General features: G+C 57.1%; 23 protein-coding genes. 12 read left to right on the top strand and 11 right to left on the bottom strand.

Features of this window, described 5'->3' with window-relative positions:
- Window positions 1-72: 72 nt before the first annotated feature.
- From RBB47_RS13960 to RBB47_RS13975, 4 genes are all read left to right on the top strand, one after another.
- Window positions 73-1,098, top strand: coding sequence for an ABC transporter permease (locus RBB47_RS13960; RefSeq protein ID WP_305986423.1), 1,026 nt, complete (start codon window positions 73-75; stop codon window positions 1,096-1,098).
- Window positions 1,099-1,100: 2 nt separating this feature from the next.
- Window positions 1,101-2,276: an ABC transporter permease gene (locus tag RBB47_RS13965; protein ID WP_371932790.1), complete on the top strand. Its 1,176-nt coding sequence runs from the start codon at window positions 1,101-1,103 to the stop codon at window positions 2,274-2,276.
- Window positions 2,277-2,341: 65 nt separating this feature from the next.
- Window positions 2,342-2,932, top strand: coding sequence for a trans-aconitate 2-methyltransferase (locus RBB47_RS13970; protein ID WP_305986425.1), 591 nt, complete (start codon window positions 2,342-2,344; stop codon window positions 2,930-2,932).
- A 153-nt stretch (window positions 2,933-3,085) separates the two neighbouring features.
- Window positions 3,086-3,628, top strand: a complete 543-nt coding sequence (locus RBB47_RS13975) for a hypothetical protein (RefSeq protein ID WP_305986426.1) — start codon at window positions 3,086-3,088, stop codon at window positions 3,626-3,628.
- 21 nt (window positions 3,629-3,649) lie between these two features.
- Here RBB47_RS13975 and RBB47_RS13980 read toward each other — a convergent pair whose 3' ends face one another.
- On the bottom strand, window positions 3,650-3,937 hold the full coding sequence (locus tag RBB47_RS13980; protein WP_305986427.1) for a DUF1330 domain-containing protein: 288 nt from the start codon (window positions 3,935-3,937) through the stop codon (window positions 3,650-3,652).
- A gap of 144 nt (window positions 3,938-4,081) precedes the next feature.
- Between RBB47_RS13980 and RBB47_RS13985 the strand changes: the two genes are divergently transcribed.
- Complete coding sequence (locus RBB47_RS13985; protein WP_305986428.1) at window positions 4,082-4,972, top strand: LysR family transcriptional regulator; 891 nt, start codon at window positions 4,082-4,084, stop codon at window positions 4,970-4,972.
- 275 nt (window positions 4,973-5,247) lie between these two features.
- Here the strand turns inward: RBB47_RS13985 and RBB47_RS13990 are convergent, their stop codons facing one another.
- From RBB47_RS13990 to RBB47_RS14010, 5 genes are all read right to left on the bottom strand, one after another.
- The gene (locus RBB47_RS13990; protein ID WP_305986429.1) at window positions 5,248-5,700 is read right to left on the bottom strand and encodes an isoprenylcysteine carboxylmethyltransferase family protein; all 453 of its coding nucleotides are present in this window, start codon (window positions 5,698-5,700) and stop codon (window positions 5,248-5,250) included.
- Between the two features lie 7 nt (window positions 5,701-5,707).
- Window positions 5,708-6,061 (bottom strand): nitrile hydratase accessory protein, encoded by a 354-nt coding sequence (locus RBB47_RS13995; RefSeq protein ID WP_305986430.1) that lies wholly within the window; start codon window positions 6,059-6,061, stop codon window positions 5,708-5,710.
- Window positions 6,048-6,707 (bottom strand): nitrile hydratase subunit beta, encoded by a 660-nt coding sequence (gene nthB, locus RBB47_RS14000; protein WP_305986431.1) that lies wholly within the window; start codon window positions 6,705-6,707, stop codon window positions 6,048-6,050. Before nthB ends, RBB47_RS13995 begins: the two co-directional genes overlap by 14 nt.
- Window positions 6,704-7,330, bottom strand: a complete 627-nt coding sequence (nthA, locus tag RBB47_RS14005; RefSeq protein WP_305986432.1) for a nitrile hydratase subunit alpha — start codon at window positions 7,328-7,330, stop codon at window positions 6,704-6,706. The genes nthB and nthA overlap by 4 nt, the downstream gene beginning before the upstream one ends.
- A 110-nt stretch (window positions 7,331-7,440) precedes the next feature.
- Entirely contained in the window at window positions 7,441-7,998 is a 558-nt protein-coding gene (locus tag RBB47_RS14010) for a GNAT family N-acetyltransferase (protein WP_305986433.1), read from the bottom strand.
- A 300-nt stretch (window positions 7,999-8,298) separates the two neighbouring features.
- Between RBB47_RS14010 and RBB47_RS14015 the strand changes: the two genes are divergently transcribed.
- Entirely contained in the window at window positions 8,299-8,814 is a 516-nt protein-coding gene (locus RBB47_RS14015; protein ID WP_305986434.1) for a peptide-methionine (S)-S-oxide reductase, read from the top strand.
- A gap of 182 nt (window positions 8,815-8,996) precedes the next feature.
- Here RBB47_RS14015 and RBB47_RS14020 read toward each other — a convergent pair whose 3' ends face one another.
- From RBB47_RS14020 to RBB47_RS14040, 5 genes are read right to left on the bottom strand one after another with little or no spacing between them, the layout of a single operon-like run.
- Complete coding sequence (locus RBB47_RS14020) at window positions 8,997-9,755, bottom strand: polysaccharide deacetylase family protein (RefSeq protein WP_305986435.1); 759 nt, start codon at window positions 9,753-9,755, stop codon at window positions 8,997-8,999.
- Window positions 9,752-10,933 carry a glycosyltransferase family protein gene (locus RBB47_RS14025; RefSeq protein ID WP_305986436.1) on the bottom strand — a complete coding sequence of 394 codons (1,182 nt, stop codon included), beginning with the start codon at window positions 10,931-10,933 and terminating at the stop codon, window positions 9,752-9,754. Before RBB47_RS14025 ends, RBB47_RS14020 begins: the two co-directional genes overlap by 4 nt.
- The gene (locus tag RBB47_RS14030) at window positions 10,911-12,029 is read right to left on the bottom strand and encodes a glycosyltransferase family 4 protein (RefSeq protein ID WP_305986437.1); all 1,119 of its coding nucleotides are present in this window, start codon (window positions 12,027-12,029) and stop codon (window positions 10,911-10,913) included. The genes RBB47_RS14025 and RBB47_RS14030 overlap by 23 nt, the downstream gene beginning before the upstream one ends.
- Before the next feature lie 21 nt (window positions 12,030-12,050).
- Entirely contained in the window at window positions 12,051-13,271 is a 1,221-nt protein-coding gene (locus tag RBB47_RS14035) for a glycosyltransferase family 4 protein (RefSeq protein ID WP_305986438.1), read from the bottom strand.
- Between the two features lie 43 nt (window positions 13,272-13,314).
- Window positions 13,315-14,532, bottom strand: coding sequence for a glycosyltransferase family protein (locus RBB47_RS14040; protein ID WP_305986439.1), 1,218 nt, complete (start codon window positions 14,530-14,532; stop codon window positions 13,315-13,317).
- Between the two features lie 282 nt (window positions 14,533-14,814).
- On the opposite strand from RBB47_RS14040, the gene RBB47_RS14045 reads away from it, so the two are divergent.
- From RBB47_RS14045 to RBB47_RS14070, 6 genes are all read left to right on the top strand, one after another.
- Window positions 14,815-17,334, top strand: coding sequence for an ABC transporter transmembrane domain-containing protein (locus RBB47_RS14045; RefSeq protein ID WP_371932787.1), 2,520 nt, complete (start codon window positions 14,815-14,817; stop codon window positions 17,332-17,334).
- 99 nt (window positions 17,335-17,433) lie between these two features.
- Window positions 17,434-17,892 (top strand): cyclic nucleotide-binding domain-containing protein, encoded by a 459-nt coding sequence (locus RBB47_RS14050; RefSeq protein WP_305986441.1) that lies wholly within the window; start codon window positions 17,434-17,436, stop codon window positions 17,890-17,892.
- Between the two features lie 10 nt (window positions 17,893-17,902).
- Window positions 17,903-18,727, top strand: coding sequence for an MBL fold metallo-hydrolase (locus tag RBB47_RS14055; protein WP_305986442.1), 825 nt, complete (start codon window positions 17,903-17,905; stop codon window positions 18,725-18,727).
- 254 nt (window positions 18,728-18,981) lie between these two features.
- Window positions 18,982-20,202 carry a site-specific integrase gene (locus RBB47_RS14060; RefSeq protein WP_305986443.1) on the top strand — a complete coding sequence of 407 codons (1,221 nt, stop codon included), beginning with the start codon at window positions 18,982-18,984 and terminating at the stop codon, window positions 20,200-20,202.
- Window positions 20,203-20,271: 69 nt separating this feature from the next.
- Window positions 20,272-21,630 (top strand): hypothetical protein, encoded by a 1,359-nt coding sequence (locus RBB47_RS14065; protein WP_305986444.1) that lies wholly within the window; start codon window positions 20,272-20,274, stop codon window positions 21,628-21,630.
- Window positions 21,631-21,840: 210 nt separating this feature from the next.
- Window positions 21,841-22,176 carry an excisionase family DNA-binding protein gene (locus RBB47_RS14070; RefSeq protein WP_305986445.1) on the top strand — a complete coding sequence of 112 codons (336 nt, stop codon included), beginning with the start codon at window positions 21,841-21,843 and terminating at the stop codon, window positions 22,174-22,176.
- Window positions 22,177-22,185 lie beyond the last annotated feature (9 nt).

Here is a 22,185-nt window from a genome sequence, read left to right on the forward strand (position 1 = left end):
ATGGAAGTCGACCTTAAGTGCGGGGCGAAAAAGGCGCACTGAACAAAAGCTGCGGGGCTGAGGGGAACGTAGGTGATTTATTATATTATTCGCCGGATTTTGATGATGATCCCGACATTGTTGGTGATCAGTTTTCTGACTTTCTTCATCATCGAACTTCCGACTGGCGACTACATCTCCAACCAGATCGCGGCATTGAAGGCATCCGGAGAACAGTCCTCGATTGCCAAGCTTGAATTCCTGCGCAAGGAGTTCTCTCTCGACAGGCCGTTTTTTGAAAGATACCTGATCTGGGTTGGTCTGTGGCCCGGACCGCACGGCTTCGACGGTCTTATTCAGGGCAACTGGGGCTGGTCCTTTGAATTCGACAAGCCAGTCGATCAGGTTGTCGGACCTACGCTGCCGCTGACGATTGTGCTCAACTTCGCGACGATCCTCTTCGTTTACGTCGTTTCCTTTCCAATCGGCATCTACTCGGCAACGCGGCAGTATTCCTGGGGCGACTACGGCTTCACCTTTTTAGGCTATATCGGCCTTGCGACCCCGAACTTCCTGTTGGCGCTCATTCTGCTTTACCTGTTCAACCGATGGTTCGGACTGTCGGTCGGCGGGCTCATGGCACCGGAATACATCGACCAGCCCTGGAGCTTCGACAAGGCCATGTCGGTGCTTGCCCACCTGATCGTTCCCACCATCGTGATCGGAACCTCGGGCACGGCGGCGATGATCCGGCGGCTGCGAGCAAACCTGCTCGACGAATTGCACAAGCAATATGTCACGACGGGCCGGGCCAAGGGGCTGAAAGAAAACCAGCTGCTGGTCAAGTATCCGCTGCGCATGGCCATCAACCCGTTCATTGCAGATATCGGCAACCTGATCCCGTCGCTTGTCTCTGGCTCGGTGATCGTGTCCGTGGTGATGAGTCTGCCGACCGTCGGCCCCGTACTCTTGTCGGCGCTTCAGTCGCAGGATCAGTTCCTCTCGGGCTTCATCCTGCTGTTTGTTGCGGTCCTGACGCTCATCGGAATGCTGATCTCAGACCTCCTTCTGGCGGTTCTTGATCCGCGAATCCGTCTCGGCGGGAGGGCGTCGTCATGACCATGGACGCAAGGGATGGCGCCCCGCCGCGCAACGTTGAGCACTACGTTGATCCGACGCCGTTCAATCCGACCGTTACGGAGGAGATGACGCCGGAGCAGGAGCGTTACTATCAGGCGTCCCAGTGGCAGATTATGTGGTGGAAGTTCAAGCGCCACAAGCTTGCCGTCTGGTCGGGCGTCATCCTGATCATCTTCTATCTCTGTGTCCCGTTTGCCGAAGTTATTGCGCCCTATGGTGCCAACACCCGGGACAGCCAACACCTCTTCGCGCCACCCCAACCGCTGCACCTGTTCCATAACGGCGAGTTTGTCGGTCCTTTCGTCTACGGCATGACGTCGGAAATCGACATGGAAACCCTGCAATGGGTGTTTACCGAGAACGAGGACGACGTTCAGCCGGTCCGGTTCTTCTGCCGGGGGGCGTCCTACAAGTTCTGGGGTCTGTTCGACGCGGATTTCCACCTGTTCTGCCCTGCCGAAGGAGGAACGCTCTTCCTGATCGGTACCGACCGTCTTGGCCGTGACCAGTTTTCCGGCCTTGTCTATGGCGCGCGCCTGTCCCTGACGGTCGGGCTGGTCGGCGTCACCATCTCGATTGTTCTCGGGCTCTTCTTCGGCGGCATTGCCGGTTATTTCGGCGGCATTCTGGACAGCATCATCCAGCGCATGATCGAGATCATCCGCTCCTTGCCGGAGCTGCCACTTTGGATGGCGCTGTCAGCCGCCTTGCCGGTGACCTGGAGTCCAGTCTGGATCTATTTCGGCCTGACGATCATCCTGGGACTGCTCGACTGGCCGGGGCTCGCGCGCGCGGTCCGATCGAAACTACTGTCCCTGCGAGAAGAGGAATACGCCAAGGCAGCGGTGCTGATGGGGGCCAAGCCGAAGCGGGTGATCACACGGCATCTTCTGCCAGGCTTCACCAGCCACATCATCGCATCCGCTACCCTGTCGATCCCGGCCATGATCCTGGGCGAAACGGCACTGTCCTACCTAAATCTCGGTCTGCGCAGGCCGGCCGTTTCCTGGGGTGTTTTGCTGAACGAAGCCCAGAATATCTCCGTCGTCACGGTCTATCCCTGGCTGATGGCACCGGTGATCCCGATCATTATCGTTGTGCTTGCGTTCAATTTCCTTGGAGACGGTTTGCGCGACGCGGCAGATCCCTATAAGTGATGCGCATAAAGCTTGATTTGAAACGGCGGGCCGCTTTGGCCCGCCTTTGCTGTTAGGAAGCCGCCATGTCGAAAAACGCTACCACTGCCGAAGGCTGGGACGAGGAATACGAAGCCGGGCGCTGGGCCTTCCTGCGCTCGCTTCCCGAAAGCGGCCGCTATGGCATCATCGGCATGTGGCTGTCCCTGACCGGTTCCATGGACGAGGTCCTCGATATCGGTTGCGGTGAGGGGTTGCTTTATGAGCGCCTGCAGCCGATGGGCATCAAGCGTTACGTCGGCATGGATCTTTCCCCGGCGTCTCTTGAAATCGCCAATGTCGACCCGGACATTGCCTCGCTGAGGGCAGGCGACATGCACACGTTCGAGCCGCAGGATGGCGAGACCTTCTCCGCCATCGTCTTCAACGAAGTGCTCCACTTTGCCGATGATCCCGCCGCCGTCGTCAGCCGCTATGTACCCTTCCTGAAAGAGGGCGGCGTGATTGCGCTGTCCATGTATTCCCCGAAACGGCCTGAATCAGGCGCCAACAAGCTGATCAACAGCCTCTGGGCAGCGACAGACGATGAAGCGAAATGGGACGTCCTCGACGACTACCGCCTCGTCTCGGACAAGAAGGGCGTCACCTGGCGCATGCGGCTGGTGAAGCCGGTGTAACACCTGCTCTTTCCGTGGTTACGCGTCGTTCGGAACAGGAGCTTGGGAAACGGCTTGAGGTTGTTTTCTAGCTGGCTGTAGCGGCCAAAGTGTCGCCGCATGAGGCTGAGAAGGTTGTTGCAGAGAATGGATGCTTCAACCGGAGGGCTCACTTTGAGACTACTTTGTTTGTTGTTTTTGATCGGCACGTTGTCGATACCGGGTGCGCAAGCCTGCACGTATTTCGATGCATCCACGGACGAAGAGTTTTTCCGAAAGGCTGACAGGGTTTTTGCCGGATTTGTCACGGGCGTGGAATATCGACGTCCTCCAAAAGGATCTCCGCAAACTTCTGAATGGGGTACGGGTTCTGAACATGCACCCTTCGGTTGGATATTCGTCGAATATGAGCTGCGAGATGTGTTGAAGGGGCCTAAAGACGATCCGGCGCCGGTCGTCACCTGGAACCTTTACTTTGGTGGTTGCGGTGTTCCGATAGCCGCAGGAACCGAGATGATGTTTTTGGTGTCCGAATTCGGCCCAAGTCTGACTGACGAAGAACGCAAGTTTTTTCCGGACGATGCAATCGGCATGTTGCTTGTCAATTCGCCCATGCTGTCACCAAACCACGTCGGTCGGGACACTGAAATCGAGCGTTGGCGGGAAATAGCGCAACGCGTGCAGGAAAGTGCCTCTCCTAAAGAGAAGCGGCCCTGAGAAACCAGGGCCGTTCAGTATTCATCCCGGCAGCACCACTATCGTCGACTTGCCGCCCTTGTTCCGGAGCGCATGAATGTCGGCGAGGTCCGGGTCTTCGCGCCATGCCTTGGCAGCCTCAACGCTCGGGAATGAGAGAAGTGCGGCAATATTCGGAGTGTCGCCGGCGGCTTCAAGGACGGTGATTTCGGGCGAGGCGGCAACGACGCTGCCGCCATGTTTTGCAAGCGCGTCTGCCGCCTTTTCCCGGTAGGCGCCGAGGCTCTCCTTGTCGGTAACGGTGATCATGGCGAGGGCTTGTACGGTCATCTGCATTCTCCATATTCGAAAGACGTGGACGCTATCTCGAAACCTGTCTGTGAAAAATTCATCAATTTCCAAACAGAGCTGTGCAAAAATGCACAGGCCTGAAAAAGCGATTGAACAGCTCAGTTTGAGGGTGATCGATACCGAATGGATAACTGGGACGACTTGAAATTTGTGCTCGCCGTTGCCAACGCGGGCAATGTGACCAAGGCCGCGAAAGAGCTCGGGGTTACCCACTCGACAGTGTCACGGCGCTTGTCGGCACTGGAAGAACGGATGGCAACACGGCTGTTCGAGCGGCTCCCGGAAGGATTTGTTCCGACAATCGCGGGCGAGGAGGCCGTTGCCGCCGCAAAGCGCATGGAGGCGGAGATCCTGGCGCTCGACACACGTATCACCGCTCAGGACACCGAGTTGGAAGGGCCCTTGCGGGTGACCGCCCCCCAGCTCCTGTTCCAGGTACAGCTTGCGGAAATCATGCAGCAATTCACCGAGCGGCATCCGCGTATCGAACTGGAAATGGTTGCTGCGAACGAAAAACTCAGCCTTCACCGGCGGGAAGCGGATATTGCGGTCCGGGTAACGGACAATCCGGGTGAAACGCTGTTTGGCCGGCTCGCGACCGGTCAGAGACGTTGCTACTACATGTCCCGCAGTTTCGCCCGCAGGCACCGGGAGACCATAGAAGCGAGCCATGACAGCGCGCGGCTCTCCTGCGTGACGTTCAAATGGTGGGGGCGGGGCGTGCCCAAGGAGATCCGCACCCGGTATCCTTCCGCGTATATCAGTCTGGTCGCCGACGACATGATCGCGCTCCTCGCAGCCGTCAAGGCGGGTATGGGCGTCGGGAGATTGCCCTGCTTCCTGGGCGATCCCGACCCGGATCTTGTCCGCGTGCCGGGCATGGAACCGTCGCGCTATCTCGACATCTGGGTGCTGACGCATCCCGATCTCAAGAATGTCGCACGCATTCGAACATTTCTGCGGTTTGCCGCAGATGCCTTCAAGGTAAGAAGCAGTTTCTACATGGGCGACTGACCAGGGTCAGGATCCATTCATTTGGTTGAATTGGCGCAGCAAACGGCGATGAGCTGTTAGGAAAAGTGCGACAAGCGGGCTTCCTGCCCGGTTGAGCGGTTTGACACCGCAGATCGAAGCCGTTTTTGCGTCCCTGGGGGATAGGGTGAATTTGCCCGGCAACGTCGTTGCAAACCTTTGGAAATCGGACGGTTTCCTGCAACTTTGCGCCTCGTATCCGAACAAATTCATCCCCACCAATTCAGCCAAATGAGTGGGTCCTGACCCTTGAGCGGTCAGATCCAGCGGCGCACCTTGTTCCTGTAATCCTGATAGGCTTCGCCGAAGAGCATCTCCAGCTGTTCTTCCTCGGGTCTGATCTGGAATTTGGTCAGATACCAGACGAATCCCGGCACGATCAGGAGCGACAGCAGGGTTCCGAAAAAGAGAGATATGGCAATCAGAAGAAAAAGCAGCCCGAGGTACATGGGGTTGCGGCTGATGCGGTAGATGCCGTCGGTCACAAGCGCGCTGGTATTTTGCGGCGCCATCGGATTGACGGTCGTCCTCCGGCGCATGAAGGCAAGAAGAGCAATCATGTCCGGGACAAGGCCGAGACCGAAGACAATCGCTGCAAGCATGACCTGTCCCGGAAAGGAAATGGTCAGTCCCGGCAGCCAGGACGCGGCCGCATAGGTGATCACTGCGGCAACGAACAGAACCAGCGGTGGCGGGACTTTCAGGTGCATCGACCGTTCACCGTACAAGCTCGATCGGCTGACCGTGCGGCGTTGCCCTGGCGGCGTCGTCCCAGGCGGCCTTGAGGTCTTTGAGCTGATCGCTGCCGGCAACACCTTTGGCGCCAAGGATTGTTTCAAAGGCATTGAGCCAGTGGTCATAGTAGCCAAGGGCCGCGTCGCTGCCGTCGCCATCCTTGGCAAGTTCTGCCCCGAGCACCTCGGCCCACTCGCGCCATTCGAAGACACCAGCTTCGTGCGCCTTCACCGTCATCGCGAAGACCCGTGCTTCCCAGGGAGCCCCGAAAACCGGGCCCCCGTCCTGGTCCAGCGGCAGGCGTGGTATCGACTGGATCGTCTCAGACAGGGTCAAGGTAAGGCTCCCAAAGATCGAGGCGCACAGTAAGCTTCGGGTCGCTGTCCGGCCCCCAGATGTCTGGCCCTTCGAAAACGACGCCATATAGCCAGGTTGGCTGTTCGCCAAGCCCCTGTGCGTTCGTGTCCGGAAAGACGTGAACGCCGTGGACTGCCTCGATTGTTCCAACGGTATCGCGGGCATAGCGCGGCAGGCGGGTATGGTGTTCCGGGTTCATGCGTTTGGTCCGGATCCTGTCGCCCGGTTTGAACCGCGCCGGCTGGTTCTCCGGCCTGTCCACCGGCCCGCCTCTGGCCAGAATGCCGGCAACGTTTTCCGCCTTCATCACCTGCTTGATCTCTTTCGCAGGTGAGGTGGCATGACCAGCGTCAATTTCATCCCGGCCGGCAAGACCGTTTTCAACGAGCAGCTTTTGCAGCCCAAGTGTCCAGATTTCGTAATAGCTGGAGGACAGGTAAACCGGGGGCGGAAGCGACTCCCTGGCGAAACGCGAACGGTCGAGCGTCCATGAGCCGGTGGCGCCCATGGCCAGTGTGACCGCGAAGGCGCGTTCTTCCCACTTGGCGTGGAAGTTCGGCTCGTTTTCCTCCAGTTCGATGGGACCGAAGCCCATCTGCCCGCCGAGATCGTGCGCGCCGTTCATGCGGCCTCCTCCAGCTTGGAGGGATCAAGAGCGAGGCCCGTGCCGATCATGCTGTCGCGGGTGACGAGTTCGGCGAGTTTTTGCTCACTCCATCCGTCAGTCCCTGCAGGACGTTGCGGCACAACGAGGTAACGGACTTCCGCAGTCGAGTCCCAGACCTTGATGTTCGTTTGCTCAGGCAAACTCACACCAAATTCGGCAAGCACGCCGCGTGGGTCGCGTACGGCGCGGGATCGGTAAGGGGCTGATTTGTACCAGACCGGCGGCAGTCCGAGCACTGTCCACGGATAGCAGGAACAAAGGGTGCAGACGACCATGTTGTGGGTTTCTGCCGTATTCTCGACCGCCACCATGTGTTCGCCCTGGCGTCCCGTAAAGCCGAGCTCGGCGATCGCAGCGGTCGCGTCGTTCATCAAACGGGCATGGTAGTCGGGATCCGCCCAGGCTTTTGCCACCACCATGGCACCGTTTTTCGGACCGATTTTCGTCTCATAGGTCTCGATCAGCTCGTCGAGCGCGGGCGGATCGATATAGCCCTTTTCGGTCAACAGCGTTTCCAGAGCGCGCACGCGCAACTCGATATCGGATAGCTCTGAATGCTCATGATCATGATCGTGGGACACGGAGGGCTCCTTGGTCGGTTGGGCACATTTGATGGTCCCCGGCGCAACCTGTCAATCGGCCAAGTGCGCCAGGGTGATCAATCCGATTTGAACAGGCCGGCGCCATTCGGTTAGCGCGCCGTCCTAATCCGCGCCATCGAGTAGGCATCGACAAATTGCCCCGCACGAAAGGCAAACTCTGACAATGTGCCTTCGATCTCGAAACCGAAACGACGGTAAAGCTTGATGGCAGGTTCGTTGTCAATGAAGACGGTCAGCTCCAGACGGCGCAGGTTCATCCAGTTGTCCGCGATATCGATCATCTCTCCCATTAGGGCGCTGCCGATGCCGCGGCCCGAATAGGCGTCGTGCACGCCCATACCGAGGCTGGCCGCATGGCTTCGGCGGCCCTCGTGGCGGGAGAAGCCTCCGTGCGCAACAAGCCGTCCATCCATCAGTCCCACCAAAGAGACGGCCGTGTTGCTGTGTTGTTGCAATCTCTGCTCCACCCCGGCAAGGCTCGGGTAGGGCAGCCGCAGCGTTCCGGCGCGAAAGGTCGGCTGGCTCTGCAGTTCTACAATACCTTTTGCATCGCCTGGCGCGGTTGCGCGAATGGTCAAACCCTCTGGCCAAACGCGCACAGGGTCGCCCGGTTTGTCTGGAGGGGATGGCGTTTCGTTGGGTATCATCAGTGCTCTCATTCCTGAAAGGCTCGAGAGCAGGACCTCAAATGTTCAACCCTGCATCTCGGAGCAAGGTTGCAAGGGGTCGTTTCAGAACTCAGACACGAACGACCGCCTCGCGTTCCCTGCGGGAACGACGATGGACATGGTCAGTAGATGTGTCGTCATGGTTTTCATGGCGCGACAATTACCAATTGTGAGTCCCTTGTCAATTCGCCACCAGATAAATTGGATTGGGGGCAACTGCGACAATGCGTTTTGAAAGTCGCTCTGAAAGCGGCAGAGTTTGGGGTCAGGACCAGGACCATGATGACGGAGGCAGAGGTGAAGATCGGGTTGGGCGGCGGATGCCACTGGTGCACGGAAGCCGTCTTTCAGGCAATCGCCGGAATTTCAAAGGTGGAGCAGGGCTTCATTCGCTCCGATCCGCCAGATGACAGCTGGTCGGAAGCCGTCGTCGTGACTTTCGACCCGGTCGCCTTGCCGCTGGAAAGCCTGATAGAAATCCACCTCAGAACCCATTCCAGCACCTCGCACCACAAGATGCGGGGCAAGTACCGGTCGGCGGTCTACGTCTACGATGCCGGGACGGGCGTCAAGGTCGGACGTATTCTGCGCGCCTTGCAGCGGGAGTTCGAAGACCCCCTTGTGACCTTGGTGCTCACGCTGACGGAATTCAAAGCGTCCGATCAACGATTCCAGAATTACTACGCCACCGACCCGGACCGGCCCTTCTGCAAGACCTATATCGACCCGAAACTGGCACTGCTCAGAAAGCGCTTTGGAAGCAGTTTGCGGGAGAATACCGAAGCTGCTGAGTAGCTATTGACAGTCATCCCCGACTTGATCGGGGATCCAATGGCCGTTCAATCCGAGACCTTCATGTCACGTCTCCCCGGGACGGCATCAAGCGCACTTTACTTTCACAAGTGCTTCGGAATTGAGTGGATCCCCGATCAAGTCGGGGATGACACCGCGAATTGAAGTGGCACCCAACCATTCAATTACCCAAACAACGCCTTCACTCCCGGCCACTCCGCGCCGTTGTGATGCGCTGCAATTGCCAGAAACTCTTCCAGAAATTCAAAACAGCCTTCGTCGTGCGCCAGATGGTGTGTCAGCAGTCCGACCGGTTCGGCGCGCACATTTCGCCGGCGCGTGAGCTGCAGGTCGAAGCGCAGGCGAGCGCTTTCCCAACCGATGAAGCGGACCTGCTTCTTCCATTTCAAAATGTCGATATGCGATTGAACCTGGTGGTCGCGCGGGAAGTTGTGCCAGGTGAAAGTGGAGAGCCCTGGCAGCCCGATACCGGGAAGGCGCCGTGAGATCTCCGGGTCGATACGGTTCCAGGGTGGGACGATTGCCGGAATGAATTTTTCGCCAAAGAGCTGTTCGAGCCTGGTTCTGCCCTCGGCAAGCTGCGTCATCAATTCGTCCGGATCGCGCCGGGATCCGAGTTCGGCCGCTTTTTCACGCCTTTCCTTGAGCTGGAAATTTTTGTGCTGCCAGCCATGTTGCAGAACGACGGCGTGCGGTTCGCTGGCAAGCCGGTCCGCGAGCGCCTTTGTGGCATCCTTTGGAATGACGGCAAGGGCCAAGTCGATCCGGTGCTGATTGGCAAGCGCCAGCATCCGGTCGAGGGCAGGGGACGGCTCGATCGCATCGTCGTCCCGCCACCAGAACCTGACCTTGCGGCCACGGTCGGCAAACCAGTCGAGGTGTGCGGTCAATTCATTTTTGAAACGGTGCAGGTCGGACTTCATGCGTTTCGGGTTTCCAGGTCTTTGATCAGAATGTCGGCACTCTTGTCCGCGCCGCCGAGCAACACCTGGTGATGGCTGCGCGGCAGGGCAAGGGCATCGTCGATCGCCGCTGCGAGTCGTTCCGGCGTCAATCCCGTTTCGGGCGCAACGATCGCCCGTCCGTGCCGTGCGAGCGCTTCGGCGCGTTGGGTCTGCTCGGTCTCGTTCTCCTGCGCAAACGGAACGAACACTGCCGGGACACCAGCAATCAGGATGTCGAGAACGGTGTTATAGCCGGCCTGGCTCACCGACAGGCGTGCCCGTTTCAAGAGGTCCGGAAAATCCCGGCGGGCCCGCTCGACGATGACACCGTCCGTTGCACTTTTTTCGTATATGGCGAAGGCGTCGTCGGAAACGTCGTGGCCAATCAGGACGCGCCAGACAGCGTCTTCGGCGCGGCGGCAAAGCGGCCTGGCGTCAAGGGCGGCAGAGAGCAGACTTTCCGCCACCGCGCCGCCGCCACAGGAAATGACGATTTCGTCGTCCCCGTCTGCTCCCTTGGCTTCTGGACGTGTGTCTCCACCGACATACCCCGTGTAGCGCACCAGATGATCAACGCGTTCCGCAAACGGAAAGCTGTCGGCAAGCTGGATGAAATCCGGGTCGGCGTGGATCAGAACGCGGTCATAGTATTTGAGCGCCTGATCTGCCATCCATTCTTCTTTCCAGAGTTCTTTCTTGCGAACCAGAATATCTCGGATTGAAGTGGCAATGAGCGGCGGCCTGACTTTCGCCTTTGCGTGTTCGAGGAGTGGTGTCAGCTCGAAACCAAGTTGTCGGCGGCCGAAAGGATAGGTCTCGGTCAGCACCAAATCGAATTCGTCCGCTTCAAACGCTTGAATCGATGCATTAACACGGTCCGATTTCCATTTATCGTCAATATCTTGCCCATCCAGCGTGACAAGGCGCTTGAAGGCTGCGTCCGGGCTCTTGCAGGCGGGCAGTTCGACGATCTTGAGCGGTCCGGTGTCGAGGGTTGGCGGAATCTTGTTGCCGCTGGCCAGCGTGATATCGACGCCCTTTGCCGCCAGTGCCTTGCCGATGCCGGTTGCGCGGACCACGTGACCGGTGCCGAGCAGATGTTGAACGTGGATAAAGGCCTTGAAGCGCACCAGTCTATGCCTTTGCGATCTTTGCATGATTGGAAACGGCCCGCTGGACCAAGGCTTCGAGCCGCGCGGCGCCCGCGCTTAGCGTGTGCTTTGCAGCGACGTGATCGTACGCGGCTTGACCCATCCTGTACGCCAATTCCGGGTGCTCGATAACTTTCCTGACGTTCTCGGCAAAGGCAGCAGCATTGCCTTCAGGAGACAGCAAACCCGTTGATCCGTTCACGACAATGTCGGGAACGCCGAACGTGTCCCCTGCGATCACTCCGGTGCCGGTGGCCTGGGCTTCCAGGAAGACAAGTCCAAACGCTTCGCGGATGGCCGGCCAGACCAGAAGATCGTGGCAAGCATATTGTTCTGGAACCTCGTTCGGCAGCAGCGCTCCGAGCCAGGTGGTTCTGCTCTCGGGCAAGAGCGCCAGAATATGATCCTTTGCCGGACCATCACCGACGATTGTGAGGTGCCAGGGCAGATCGACCAGACTTGCAAGCGCTTCTGCCAGAACCTCGTAAGAGCGCGTCTTGTCGCCCTCCCGCATCATGCCGACAGCAAGCAGCTTCAAAGGTTGACTGGCCGCAGGACGGCGGGGCACCGCTGCAGCCTGAAACGGAGCTGCATCCAGAAACGGCAACAGCACCGTCAGGCGTTCAACCGGAACCACCTCCCGCAAACACTCCGCGTCCGCGTTCTGGATCGCTGCAACCGCGTCGGCCCTTTGCAGAGCCGCGTCGGCGGCTGCAAAGCCGAAGGCCCAGTTCCCGGTCCGGCGTTTTGGTGCGCGACTGGCTTCGACGATGGCGTAGGGCAGGTCGAACCGGTCTGCGAGAAACGGCCCGATCCAATCCGGGGCCTTGTGGTAAAGATGATAGGTGAGAAAGAGATCAGGCTTGTAGGCCTCGCGCGACCAGTCCTCAGCGATCTTGTCTGCTTCAGCAAGAGCCTCCGACTTGACCTGCGCCTGGAGTGCGTCGCTGCCGTCCTTGCGCCACGCCCGGAAGGTGCTCGCAACGCGAACCTCGTGTCCAGCCGTTTCAAGTGCCTTCACAATCAGGCGCCCCATGGTCCTGTCGCCGGATGGTACCGGATGATCAAGGGGTTTCATGGGTGCGGTGAAGGCGATTTTCATGAACGCTTACTTCGTCGGGTTTCACAGTACTTTGCGAAACTTCTCGGCAAGCCGGTCGAGGCCCGGGTCGGTCGAAAAGTGCGTGCGCACCCGCTTGGCCGCCGCAAGTCCGAGACTGTGCCGCATTTGAGGATCTTTGATAAGGGCCTCAAGAGCAGCGGCCAGCTGGTCGGCGTGGCCAGGTTCTACCAGAATGCCGGTCTCCTCGTGCAGGATCAGCTCGGGAATTGCCGACACACGCGTGGACAGGCAGCACAGGCCCATCGACTGGGCTTCCATCAGCACGTTCGGCAGGCCGTCGCGGTCGCCCGTCTTTGCCAGCTTCGACGGCAACACAAACAGATCCGCCTGCTGACAGGCTGCGATCACCTCTTCTCTCGGCTGTGCGCCTCGCCAGGTGATCCGATCGGAGAGCCCGAGATTGTCAGCCATTGCCTTCAAGGCTTCTGAAAGATCTCCGCCACCGATATGTGTGAAATGCCAGTTGCAGGCTTCCGGAAGCTGCGCAAGCGCTGCCAGAAGATCGTCGTAGCCCTTTTTCTCCACGGCACGCCCCACCGAGACAAGCCTCACCGGCTCGCTGCTGCCGTCCCGCGGCGAGACCGAGCCGGCAGGCTCCGGAAAGCCGGAAAAATCGAGGCCGTGATAGAGCAACTCGACCTTGTCCGGATCGTCGGACAGGCCCTTCAGAAAATCCACGTTCACCTTGGTGCAGGTCACACCCCAATCCGCATCATTGATCTTGGTCCTGAGATCCCACTCCGGACTGGTCCAGATGTCCTTGGCGTGGGCGGAAAACGACCACTTGCGGCCGGAAAGGTGCGCCGCGTAGCGTGCGGCTGAACATGGTGTGTGCAGGTAGTGTGTATAGATCCAGGAGATGTCGTCCGGCAGTTCATGCGCGAAAACGCAGCCCTGCGCCCACCGCCGCCTGCGGTCCGCATTGGGCTGATTGGCGAAATCCTTGTCGAACAGCGCTTTTGCGGCCGCATAGGTTGGCTGCGCTTCTGCCCATCGTTTCGCCCTGGCAACCCGTGCGGGGTCGTCCTTGACATACTCGGGCAGATACAGGATTTCGGCCGAGATTTGTCTGTGCAGCTCGTGGATATAGGGATCGTAGGGCTTGCGCAGGGCGACAATCAGTATCTCGACTCCACGCCGTTCCAGCCCCAGCATTTCCTGGGCGATGAAGGTTTCGGACAGGCGCGGGTAACCTTTGACCACAACGGCAATTCGGGACATTGGGCAGTTCTGTTCCAGAAGTTTGTATGTGCGCTGGCAGGTGTCAGAAATTGACCAGTTTGCGCTCGCTATCGGGCTGTTGCGTCTCGAGGATTTCGCCGACCCGGGCAGAAATGACTTCCAGCCCATCCAGCAATTTGTCGACGCCGGCTGACGACGGCGACTTCAGCGCCGGCAGATCGGAAAGCGCAACAGCCATGAGGTCGGTATCGGGGTACCGGTCGATCGGAAGCACCTTCAAGAGACCGCTCCGTTCCGCGCGTTCTGCGCGAATAGCCTGCTCCCGGCGCGGAATGACGCGCGGGACCATCAGTGTCGGTTTGTCGAAGGACAGGATTTCGCAGAAGGTGTTGTATCCGCCCATGCCGACAATTGCCGTTGCGTTGGCAAGATAGGGTTCGATCTGCGGCGTGAAACGGATGATCTCGACATCACGAAGATGTTCCGCGCGCTCCAGGAACTGTGCGGTTGCCGCTGCAGGCATGAACGGCCCGAGCACAATAAGTGCAGGAAAGAGCGGTCGTTGCCGCGCTTCGTAGGCCCGCATGACCCAGTCGACCATCTCCACTCCGTCACCGCCGCCGCCCGGTGTGACGAGAATGTAGGGCTCTTCGCCGAAGGGGGAGGGGGCCGGTTGCTCGAGCGCGGAAACCGGCAGCTCGCGGCGCAGGTAACCCGTATAGCGCAGCTTTTCCGTGACACTATCTGAAACACCGATCCCTTCCAGGGGATTGCAGATACCGTCGGGACCGTACACCCAGATTTCGTCGTAAAGATCCTTGAGAGCCGGGTAGACGTTCTTGCGGTCCCATTCTTCCTTCAGCACCTGCGGATCGTCCATGACGTCACGCAAGCCCAGAACAAGTCGGGTATTGCTCTGTTTCAGCGCTTCCAGCGTTCCCAGCACCTCGCCGCGCAGGCCCAAGGGCTCCTTGTCCACAATGAATATGTCGGGGTCGAAGACCTTTGCGGTGTGTTCGATTATGGAGGAGCGGATCGCGAGCGTCTGATCGATATTGATATGAAGGGAAAGGGGGGTGTACTCGCCGTTGCGCAGCTTGATGACGCCTGGAATACGAACGAAATCGACCCGGGAGCGGAACTCGAAACTGCCGATGATAGGAGACCCTGACAGGATCAGGACGGAGAGTGTATCGAAGTCGCCGACAAGAGAGTGGGCGATTGCGCGGCATCTTCTCAAGTGACCCAGGCCGAAGGAATCATGGCTATAGATCAGTATTTTCGGCGTCTTGGAACTCATACTGCCCCTGAATTTGTAAAGCTGCCCCCGGGAGCTTATGTCTCAATTTATTGGCCGTTGTCACGTCCGGATATGCACGAACACGTGATTTTTGGCGGAGAGTGGTTTTAAACTGTTTGGGTCAAATGCTAATCCTGGCTGGCGCTTCGAATTTGGATCGCTAATATACCAAATTGGTCTGCTTGAACATAATAGATCCATAAGTGTTTGGACAAGTTAATGGAAAAAAGCCTTTTTCGCTTTATTTGGAAGTACAGTTCCCGACAGCAGATCTTTATTATCTTGGTCACCGTTCTCACCTACCCGGTGGTCTATTTTCTGCTCGAACTCCCCAAGCTGATCGTCAACGACGCGGTTCAGGGGGACAATTTTCCGCGCGACGTTTTTGGATTCGATTTTGACCAAATTCCGTATTTGGTGTTGCTTTGTCTCACTTTTCTCGGACTGGTGGTCGTCTCCAACGGTTTGAAGTTTTACCTCAACGTCTACAAGGGACGGCTTGGCGAGCGCATGCTGCGCCGGCTACGTTTCGAGCTTTTTCAAAGAGTTCTGCGGTTTCGACTTCCACACTTCCGTAAAGTAAGCTCCGGTGAAATCATTCCCATGATCACATCGGAAGTCGAGGATGTCGGCGGTTATATCGGAGAAGCCTTTGCGCTGCCCGCCTATCAGGGCGGCATGCTGGTCGTTCAAATCGGCTTCATATTCATGCAGGACCCTTTGCTGGGTCTGGCGGCCATCAGCTCCTATCCGATCCAGGGTTATGTCATTCCGCTGCTGCAGAGGAAGGTGATCCTTCTGTCCCGCAAGCGGGTTAAGAACGTGCGTGTCATCGCCGACAAGGTCGGTGAAAGCATCACGGGCGTTGCCGAAATCCATGCGAACGATGCAGCAGCCTGGCACTCGGCGGATATCTCCGACCGCCTCTATGAGAACTTCAAGATCCGCTACGAGATCTTCAACAGGAAGTTCCTGATCAAGTTCCTGAACAATTTCATGAACCAGCTGACGCCGTTCTTTTTCTATCTGATCGGTGGATACCTGGTGATTCAGGGCAATCTCAGCATCGGCGCGCTTCTGGCCGTTATCGCCGCCTACAAGGATCTGGCTGGACCCTGGAAGCTTCTGTTGTCCTTCTATCAGATGACCGCCGATGTCAGCGTGAAATACCAGACCGTGGTAGAGAATTTCGATCCTTCCGATATCTACGACACCGACCGGTTGACCTCAGACGACACCGTGACGCTGGACGGCGACGTCAAATTCGACCGCGTCAGTTTCTCCGGCGGAGCCGCCGGGCAGGAAGTCATGGATATTTCGCTGACGGTGCCTGCCGGAGGCGATTGCGCAATTGTCGGGCCGGACGGGTCCGGACGATCGGAAGTTCTGCAGCTTGCGGCAGGGCTGGTATCGGCTTCCTCAGGCAAGGTGTTCATTGGCGATCACGATCTCGACAAGTTGACCGATGCCACCCTCGGCCGGGAGATTGCCTATGTTGGCGGCGCGGTCCATGTGTGGACCGGCACCATCAGAGACAATCTTTATTACGGTTTGCGGCACCGCCCGCTCGCGCCGCCGGAACGCGTCGGTGATGATCTGAAGAACTACAAACGCCGTGTGAATGAAGCCAAGCAGACCAAGAACCCGATCTACGACCTCGCAGCAGACTGGAGTGATCTGAAGGCTGCCGGTGTTGGCTCGGACGAGGAGCTTGATCAGAAGGCTCTCGAACTTCTGGAAACAGTGAGCCTCGACAACGACATCTACCGGCTCGGTTTGCAATCCAGGTTCGATCCGTCAATGAACGACACGTTCGCGGAAAAGATCCTGGAGGTGCGAAAAAGCCTTGCCGGACGGATTGCGAGCGACGCCAAGCTTGGCGGACTTGTGGAACTCTGGGACCGGGACAGCTTTAACGCAAGCGCGAGCCTTGCAGAAAACCTGTTCTTCGCGGTTCCGTCCGATCCCGAAATTTCGATGGACGAGGTTCCGGATCTGGAGGAGGTCAAGAAGTTCCTCGCTGAAACCGGCTTTGACGAGAAGCTGCAACAGATTGGTCTCAAGATCGCCGAGACCATGCTGGAACTGTTTGCCAACGTTTCCGGTGACAGCGGGCTTCTCGGGTCCTATTCGTTCATCAATCAGGACGACCTTCCGGAATTCGAGCGGATCGTACGGATTGCGAAGTCAGGCCAGCAAAGGCCGGGCCTGACCGATGCCGATCGGTCAAAGCTGACAGGACTTGCCTTCAAGCTCGTTCCCGCCCGCCATCGTCTTGGTGTCATGACCGACGACTTGCGGGACGAGATCATCGTCGCCCGCAAACGGTTCCTGGAAAGCGTGGTCAAGAACGGCGACAGTTTTGTTGCCTTCGATCCCGACGTCTACCTGCCGCCGCTGACGATCGAAGACAACCTTCTCTTTGGCCGCGCACGCGTCGATCGCAGGGACGCGCGGCGCCGGATTGATGAGGTGATCCGGACCATCGTGGAGGAAACAGGACTGCGGCGCGCGATCATCTTTGCCGGCTTCAGTTATCATGTCGGCGTGTCGGGTTCCCGGCTGTCAGCAGGCCAGCGCCGGAAGATCGCACTGGTGCGTGGTCTTTTGAAAAACGCAAAAATCACCATATTGGATGATATCGCGACCGGTCTTACAGAAGACGACAAGATATTACGTGACGGCCTGAGGCAGTTCTTGTCTGAAAAAACCTTCTTGTACGGCACTTCGAATGCCGAAATAGCTGCTGAATTCAGTCAGAGCATAGTTTTGGACCAGGGGCGGATCTCAGATAAAGGGTAGATAAATTTCGGGGTTTGTGGGAAGGCAGGGGACCTGCGGCACCCGATTGCATGACAAGATGAAAATATGCCAGAAGAATAATGAAGCCGGGAGCAAACCATGACGCTAGAAACTGAAGTCGAAGCCCTTCGAAAGGTGCCGCTGTTTCGTGGAATCGATGAGACAAAACTGCGTCTCCTGGCATTCATCAGCGAAAGGACCGAATACCCCTCTGGTGAACGGCTTTGCTCGCAAGGAGAAGACGGCGACTGTGCATTTATCATTCTGTCCGGTGCCGCCGATGTTCTGGTAAATACGCCCGAAGGGGAGAAAAAGGTCGCACAGGTTGCAGAAAACTCAATCGTCGGCGAGATCGCCATTTTGTGCGATGTTCCGCGCACGGCGACGCTTGTTGCTGCCAACGACATGGACGTATTAACTGTATCCAAAGACGATTTCTTGAAACTATTGAAAGAATTTCCGGATATTTCACTGGAAGTTATGCGAACACTGGCGTTGCGCCTGGAGCGGACAACCCGCGATCTGGCCGATGCCCGCCGGGGAGCCTCCGGTGGTTAGGGAGTAAAACGTGGCAGATGAATTCTTACTTCGCTGCTGGGGCGTGAGGGGGTCCACTCCGACACCGGGGTCGAGCACGCTACGTTATGGAGGAGAAACCTCCTGCTTTGAAATTCGGGCGGGAGATGCATTGGTGCTTGTGGACTGCGGGTCCGGCGCGCGCAATTTCGGCATGGAGCTTTGCAGGGGCAAGACCCGCAAGTTCGATCTCATGTTCACGCACACGCATCTCGATCACATCTGCGGACTGCCATTCTTCAAACCCGCCTATGATCCCAATTTCGTCGTGGCTGCCTGGGCCGGACACTTCCAGGACGATACAAAGCTTGTCGATATCGTCAGCCGCATCATGTCGCCGCCGATTTTCCCGGTCGCTGCCAAGACGCTGAAGGCGGTCGAGTTCAACTCGTTTACGGCAGGTGAAACCATACCGCGCACGGACGATCTGAAGGTCAGCACGATCAAGCTCAACCACCCGGGCGGCGCCTGCGGTTACCGCTTCGACTACAATGGGAAATCGATCTGCATCATCACTGACCATGAGCATGGCGACCCGGACGTTGATGCGCGCTTGCCCGACTTTGTCCGCGGCGCCGATGTCATGATCTATGATGCCATGTTCACGGATGAGGAATACCCGAGCTTCAAGGGATGGGGGCACTCAACCTGGCAAAAAGCGGTGGAACTCGCCAAGGATGCCAACGTCAAGACCCCGGTTCTGTTTCACCATGATCCGCGCCGTTCCGACGACGAACTCGACGAAATCGGCTTGGCAGCCCAAGATGCCTATCCGGGAACGCTGGTCGCCAGCGAAGGCATGGTCCTGAAGCCGTAGCGCCAACTTCTCACTGTCAAACTCGCTGCTGGAACTCGGAAAACCGGCAAGGCGAACGTGTTCGCCAAAGAAAAAGTGGCGGCCCAAATGGCCGCCATACATGATTCTCTGGTAATTTCTCAGCACCTCTCTACACCTCAAATATCCAAGCTTTCTCGCGCTTCCTTGTATTGAATTGCCTCTGTGTTACGCTGGATGCCTCTCGGCAATGCCTACTTCAAAGTAGGCAAAAAAGTAGACACAGGCAAAACACCATGGCGCGCGGACTCCACAAACTGAATGACGTTCAAATTCGTTCCTGGAGTAAGCCGGGGAGGCTTAGTGACGGTGGGGGATTGTACCTGCGCGTCTCAAAGGCGGGTTCAAAGTCTTGGTCGTTCATGTGGAACAAGGATGGCAGGCGCGATGAATTTGGGTTTGGCGGTTATCCAGCCGTCACCTTGGCCGCCGCCCGGAAAAAAGCTGCCGAGTTTAGAGAGCTTGTAGCGAACGGCGTGAATCTGATTGAGGAGAGAAAGAAGGCTAAGCAAGAGCCGACATTCGCCGAGTGCGTGGAAGACTTCATGGGCAAGGGTCCAGGCCGGGACTTCAAAAATGAAAAGCATCGTGCCCAATGGAAGATGACACTTGGACCGACATACTGCGCTCGCCTCCAAAACTTAAGGCCGTCACAAATCACGGCGAATGATGTCTTGGCGGTTTTGTCGCCCATCTGGCGAACCAGAACAGAGACCGCTCGCAAGCTTCGCGGTCGAATTGAAAAAGTTCTCGATAACAAAAGGCCGCCTGAGGGGTGGCGGGGAGGGATTAACCCCGCAAGCTGGAACGGCAATCTCGCAAAGCACCTGACTCAGCCTGCGAAGCTTCGTGAGTTGAACCCTGTCAGACATCATCCGGCTCTGCCGTATGCTGAAGTTCACAAATTCTTCGCCGAATTAAAAAATCAAAAGACGCTATCTGCTCGCGCGCTTGAGCTTTTGGTTCTCTCCGCTTGTCGGACCGGTGAAGTTCTAAAGGCCAAATGGCCTGAAGTTGATTTCGAAGGCCGGACTTGGACGATTCCGGCAGCGCGCATGAAGATGAATAATGAGCACATCGTTCCCCTGGTAGACCCGGCATACGAACTTTTACAGTCGCTTCACGCGTGCCGACGCAACGAATGGGTCTTTCCCGGCAACAAGAGAGATAAACCGCTCTCAGATATGGTTATGGAAATGCTCATGAGGCGCATGGGCTACGGGCAATACACGCCGCACGGATTCAGATCCTCATTCCGAGATTGGGCCGGTGACGAAACTGAATTTGCCCGTGAGATCGCAGAAGGCTGTCTGGCGCACAAAATTGGAGATGACACCGAAAAGGCGTACCGGCGCGGCACCGCAATTAAGAAGCGCCGCAATCTGCTGACCGCATGGGCGAACTACCTTACCGGCGCATCCGGTGAAGTCGTCCAGATCAATCAGTATGCGGGGTAAGCTGTATGTGCGCATTTCCCGTTTTAATGAGGGCGGAAAACGGCGCCGGGCTGCAAAAGGAACGTTACGGTGCCTAGTCTTGAAGAGCAAAAACGACAGCACGATTTCCGTCAAAAGCTGCTTTATCGCGTCTCCAAAGGCGACATTTCGCCAAACGATGCCACGGCCTTGAGCATAGCAAAGGGTTGCGGAGATCTGCTGAACAGGGCGGATCGGGCGAAGCATGACCCGATGAATTCGGCGTCCTGGTCGATCACCATGACTATGGCGTGGATCATGTTTCGAGACCTGGAAAAGGTTCTTTTGTATTCTGAAGGTTATAGATCCGAAGAGGAAATTTGGTGTTCGGTCAATTATTTCTCTAAATACGACGCGGACCAGAACTTCGTTCCTGAAAATCCTATTCATCATAAGGGTTATGAACCCAGACGTTTGGACGATTTGGACGATTTGGGCAATATGGCGGCATTTACCGCACTGGAACTTGAGGCCATCGAAGACATTGACGAACCGGAAATAAATCAAGGCGAACTGTTGTTCTATGGGGTTGGCGCGGCATTTGAAGATATTCGTGAGAGCGCATTGAATGAAGAGCTATCTGTCAGCGCTCTGCCCGTCGGTAGCAATGTACCTGTTGCAATAGATGCAATGGATTGGAGCTACTTTAGCATTGGGTCACGCCAAAAGGACGCGGCTCTTTATCGGGACAATGTTGACCCAATTTATGAAGGTGTCCGGTTACGACGCATCGATGTCATGAGGCTTTGGCCTGCGTTCGATCCTAAGACCACGCCTTTCCCCGAAGAAGAGGTGACGTTAATTCAGGCTGTTCTCTGCATCGCCCGCAATATTGCTCGAAACGGCGAACAGTTGACTGACCAGCAAATTGTTAACCGTGGTCTGTTTGCGCCGTGTGCACGTCTTCTTTTTAGGATTTTGCAGAAAGCCGAGATAGCGACGGCCACCGGATGCAGAATTGAAAACATGGAACGTGAGCCAATCAAAGCAGAGTGGGGGCAGGCATACGAGGGTGACGAATTCCAAGACGGTAACTTGATAGAGTGGACGGATAAGCGGGCGTTTGACGGCAGCGGCTTGGGCGGAAAAATGACGCTTGAAGGCCAGAAAGAGCCAACGTGGTGCGACATCCGCGTGCGGTTCGGAATATCTCAAAATAAAAAGATTACGGCTAAGAAGAAGGGTCGCAAGACCCGCGAGAATCCACTCATTGCTGCTCAGCACGACTGGATTAGGCAGGAGCTCAGCGACCGCAGCAAATGGGGTGACGGGCAGGTTTACGATAGCGAGCGTGAGCTTGCTAGGGTGGTTAGTAACAGGATCGAAGAAAAAACCGGCGAGACAGTTAATGTTAACACTTGTCGCAACCATGTCCTTAGGATTTCAAAGGAACTTGGATTGAGGGATTGACGCACACCCCTGGTTAGTAACTAGCGATCATATCTAACCACCCGCTAACCATCTAACCATCTGATATCGCTATTGTTTTTTTGAACTCCTGATGTCATTTTCTGTCTCGTGAGGCACGCAGTTGCCGCTCAGCGACAGAAGGTTTTGTGTTGATTTCGCCTTTTGTCCTGTGAGGTGCACGGCGCCACCATTGACAGAAGGAACCGACACATGCCGAGCGCATATCTGGAAGGCAAGGCCGCGAAGCAAAAAGAGCTTGCGGAGAAGGCCCGCGCGATGCGGGATAGCCAGAACCCCCCGCCCGATGCCGACGAAATCAAAAGCAAACTTGCAGAATTGCTGAAAGAGCTACGGGAACTTAAAGAGCGCGCCGCTGTAGGCGGAGAAGGTTGGAAAGGCTTTGAAGACGCCTGCAAGTTCATCGGGTGCAGCCGCGAAACTCTCTACCGGAAAGTCAGGGCGAATGAACTGACGATGTACCGGATTGGATCCAAACCCCTGTTCAAGGTCAGCGAACTCAACCAGCTGCCCAAAGCAGCGGCGTAAGGGGGTGAT

Origin of the sequence: Roseibium sp. MMSF_3544, assembly GCF_030732845.1 — a bacterium.
Taxonomy (GTDB): Bacteria; Pseudomonadota; Alphaproteobacteria; order Rhizobiales; family Stappiaceae; genus Roseibium.